The 4,338-nt window shown below is 55.8% G+C and carries 5 protein-coding genes; all 5 read left to right on the plus strand.

All coding sequences use genetic code 11. From position 1 onward, the window contains the following. Positions 1-738: ABC transporter ATP-binding protein (locus GJ633_RS14450; RefSeq protein WP_156589374.1), on the plus strand; the 738-nt coding region annotated here is incomplete at its 5' end. Between the two features lie 59 nt (positions 739-797). Beyond that, complete coding sequence (locus GJ633_RS17945) at positions 798-1,334, plus strand: hypothetical protein (protein WP_231741370.1); 537 nt, start codon at positions 798-800, stop codon at positions 1,332-1,334. Between the two features lie 134 nt (positions 1,335-1,468). Next, positions 1,469-2,344, plus strand: coding sequence for a hypothetical protein (locus GJ633_RS17950; RefSeq protein ID WP_231741371.1), 876 nt, complete (start codon positions 1,469-1,471; stop codon positions 2,342-2,344). Positions 2,345-2,717: 373 nt separating this feature from the next. Then, the gene (locus tag GJ633_RS14460; RefSeq protein WP_156589375.1) at positions 2,718-2,999 is read left to right on the plus strand and encodes a helix-turn-helix transcriptional regulator; all 282 of its coding nucleotides are present in this window, start codon (positions 2,718-2,720) and stop codon (positions 2,997-2,999) included. Positions 3,000-3,232: 233 nt separating this feature from the next. Then, positions 3,233-3,538: a metal-dependent hydrolase gene (locus tag GJ633_RS17955; RefSeq protein WP_231741372.1), complete on the plus strand. Its 306-nt coding sequence runs from the start codon at positions 3,233-3,235 to the stop codon at positions 3,536-3,538. The last annotated feature ends 800 nt before the right edge of the window (positions 3,539-4,338 follow it).

The following is a 4,338-nucleotide window of genomic DNA, read 5'->3' on the forward strand; positions in this document are numbered from 1 at the left end:
TCCGTTGACCACGGCACAGTGTACGGGTTTCTCGGGCCGAACGGTGCCGGCAAGACGACGACGATGCGAATGTTGACATCACTGACCCAGCCGACAGACGGTCAGGCGTGGATTGACGGGAATCCTGTCTCGGATCGCGATGCGATAAGAAAATCGATCGGCTATCTCCCCGAGGAACCCCCGGTCTTCGACGAACTCACTGGGCGCGAGCAGCTCCAATACTTCGGTCGGCTCCGTGATCTTCCCGCTCCCGAAATGGAGACCCGAATCGTAGACTGGTTAGACCGGTTCGATCTCACCGACGACGCTGACAAGCGGCTCGACGACTACTCCAAGGGAATGCGCCAGAAGATCGGCCTGATTCAGGCGCTACTCCATGAGCCCGATGTTGTGTTCCTCGACGAGCCGACCAGCGGCCTTGACCCGCGAGCGGCTCGGACAGTTCTCGATGTTATTGCGGAGCTCACTGATGACGGCCACACGGTGTTCCTCTCGACGCATATCCTCTCGGTCGTCGAGGAACTCGCGGACGTCGTCGGTGTCCTCTATGAAGGCAACCTTGTCACTGAAGGGTCACCCGCTGAACTGACGGCGCGGATGGAGACCGAGGAGGGAACGACTCTTGAGGACGTGTTCCTCTCGGTCACCGCCGAACGCGAACCGGCCGCCCCCAGATCGGCTACAGAGGGTACTGGAGACGTCACCAGTTCACAGGATAAACAGGCTAAAAACCAATGACTCGGGCGAAGCGTCCTCGGCTCATCGCCCGTACGGAGTTCCGACGTCGCTGGCGGACGATGAAGGGGAACCCGATGCAGCTGTTGGCACTCGCGTTCACGGCCGTAATGCTGCTCCCATTCTCGCTCGGCGGCGTGTTTGGTGCGTACCTTGCCGGGGGGTTCGTCGCCGGAAACGAGGCCGAACCGCTTATCGAATGGACACGGAGGGGGTTCGTCTACGGGTGGATATTCGTGGTCGGATTCGGCGGGTATCGCGCGTACGCCGTCGCTCTTCGTCCCGACAATCTCGATGGCTTGTTGACGACGGTCTCACATCGAGACGTGATCGCTGGCCTTGTGCTCACCGAATTCGCGCTTTGGTCTGTGTTCTTCCTCACTGTCGGAAGCGCCGTCACTGTTGCATTTGCTGTCGGTGCCGGCTCACTACTTACGATCCCCGCTCTGTTGATCACACTGTGTTTCCTCCTCGCAACGGGGATTCCGGCCGGCTTTCTTCTCGCACTGGGCGTGCGAAACGCCGGCGTCGATCGCGGCTGCTCAGCCGCCTCCGAACACTGTTCCTCCTTCTGTTTGGTATCGGGTACTTCGCGTTGATTTTCACGAATGCGTTCGCGTCGGTGTTGGAACCGATCTATCGAGTACTCGCTCCGACACCGATTGACTGGTTTGGCGATCTCGCAGCAATGGGACTTGGTATCGGGGCCTCACCGCTCCGAGCGATCGGCGCCGTGGGATTCACCGTCCTGTTTGCCGTTGTAGCGGTTGTATCACTGTTCCGACTCGCAGAGTGGCTCTGGTACGCTGACGGCGTTCACATTACCCATGAGGCCGAGCGGTCGGGTGACCGGTCCTCATGGTTCGACGGGCTCTCGAAAGTATTTTCTCAGCCGATTGTCGGCATCATCAAAGTCGATTGGAAACGCGCCCGTCGGTCACCAATCTCGCTATCGTTCGCGTTGTATCCGCTGATTGTTCTTGCCAGCCCAGTTGTCACGGCCGTCCAGACCGGCAAAATCGGCACAAGCCTTCCACTGTGGCTGCTGATCAGTGGCACATGGGTCGCCGGATCGCTATTCGCGCTCAACGTGGTAGGCCAAGAGGGCGCAGCACTGCCCATCACACTGCTCTCTGACGCGCCTGAACGCTCGCTGGTCGTCGGACACGTCGTCTCCGGTGCGCTCCTAATAGCGCCGATAACCGTTGTGGCGACCGTCACCGCAGGGCTCCTGAGTCCGTATTCGGTACCGGTCGTCGCGAGTCTCGGTGTATCCGCACTCGTTTTGTCGACCATGTCGGGGGCGATTGCGACCGGAATCGGCGTCGGGTTTCCACGCTTCGAGGCGGTTAGTGTTTCTCGAAGCACGAAGGCGATTGTTCCGAGTGTCTTCGCCTTCGTGATCTACTCTGTTGTGGTGCTTGTTGTTGCACTTCCGACCGTTATCGCTCACTCTAGCATTACAGGCCATGCGCTCGCCTCGTTCGTTGGAGTCGAGCGATTCGTGATCGGTCTCAGTGGGACGGTTACTTCGGGCGCTCTCGCAGGTCTCGCCGGTGCCATTTCAATGTATATCGCACGCGATCGCGTGAGTGGGTATCGTCTTTAGTGAAATCCAACAGTGACGTCAGTGACCCACAACTTCAGCTCGGCTTCCACAGATCCATTCATCTCACTTCCCGCGTTCATCGACTGAGCCAAATCCTGTGAATTATCCTATCCCCAAGGAGCGAACGGTGCAAGCTATGAGCGAGTAGGGTGGGTAGTTCACTCGTAGAGGGTTCGAGACTTCGGAAACAGGGTGGCGATCGAGTACAATATTAACCAGCAAAGTTGTGGGATAGGAGTGTGTATTGGTTAATTGAGGGGTCGATGTCTTCCGAACCCTGCTCCACCGTAGTCGATGATGGCTGAGAAGTCGTCATTAGAACAGTACTTCGAAGATCAGTAGTATTTCAAAACTTGACTGCGTTAGGAGAGATATGTATGACCTCACCGGATTTCAGCGCGACTTGCTGTACGTGATCGCCGGTCTGGATGATCCACACGGGCTCGCGATCAAAGACGAGCTCGAAGACTACTACGAAAAAGAGATCCACCATGGTCGTCTCTATCCGAATCTCGACACGCTTGTTGAGAAAGGACTTGTCGAGAAGAGTCAACGCGATCGACGCACTAACGAGTACACAACTACTCGCCGAGGCACTCGAGAGATTGAAGCACGGACCGAATGGGAAGCAAAGTATACCGACCACAGTGCCTGACTAAACCATCACAGTCGATATCATCGAGGGTCCTTTCAAAGTATGCACCGTACCAGCTACTACGGCGCGTCACTCGCCGTCTATTCGCCAGTAGGGTTCGTCCTTACCGTCCTCGGTGCTAGTGAGCTCGCGATTTTCGGAGGTGCTGTCGTCGTCGGTGGGGCGATGATTCCGACTGGGATCAGCGCGTGCCATTCATTCGGCACCGCAGTCCGACGTACACTATCTGGTTTATGCTACTCGTTGCGTCCGTTTTCGCCGTCACCGGCCTCGCCATCGGTGTGAGTTCTAGCAGGGCCATAACCGGCGTGCTACTCGCCTTATTTGGTGCCCTCATTGGCGTCACCATGATCGGGGCACATATCCTCGCAGATGCATTGACCCCGATGGGGATTCGACCGTTCAAACCCCTTCGCAACGACACGTACACACTTGAGATAACGAAGGCTGCGAATCCGATTACCAACTACGCCCTCCTTGTCGTCGGGGGTGTGCTCGCCGGTGTCGCCTTTATCACTGGGAGCGCACTCGCGGTGTAAGCCCTCTCGGGTCTGTTGAAATCCGCATCAAGTGATTTTGACTCGGTTGTGGTCAATACAGAAGAAAGACCTATCAGAAGGGACTACAGAATCTGAATGATTATTGTGTCCTCCAAGAATCAGGTCGCACTCGCTGTTACTGGAATATACGTTGTCGCTGTCCTTCTTTGGGGGTATTTCATCATCGGGCAGATTCTGTTGTCCGTTCTAATCGCGCTTCTTGGGATAGTCACCTATTTTGTGTGGCGAATTCTCAGAAACCCACGATAGCTTGGTAACGATAGAGTTGTAGGTTCCTCTTGGTGGATGATTCACAGAAATAATGGCCGCATTTTTAGTGAAACCTCTATCGTTCTCCGACGATAACCTCGGGGGAGAAAACGGTAGTGGCGAGAAGACCGATCAAGACGAATATCGCCGTTACGCGGAAGATACCGGCTATTCGTCGTCGATCATTCGGAAGAGACTCAGCCACGCCAGACAGACCGGTTCCGACCGCCATAACAACTAGCCAACTGCTTGAAGAAGAGTCCCCCAGAATGACATCGTACACGTAGAGGCCCAAGAAAAGGAGTGACCCAGAGAACATGACTACTGCATGGGTTCGACCGGACGGCTCACTAAATAGAACTCGAGTGAGTGTGGAGGGCATCACGCGTACATCCTTCACCACGTATAAGTAGGTGGCTTTGTCGAAATCCTATTCTTCAGACATATTTTCGTCTGAAACAGCGGGTCGTTGAATAGTGCATATCCACCTTTTTCTGCGTCGGGTTCTCTCTCTCACTTCGTTCGCCTCG

Origin of the sequence: Halorubrum sp. CBA1125, assembly GCF_009742825.1 — an archaeon.
Lineage (GTDB): Archaea > Halobacteriota > Halobacteria > Halobacteriales > Haloferacaceae > Halorubrum.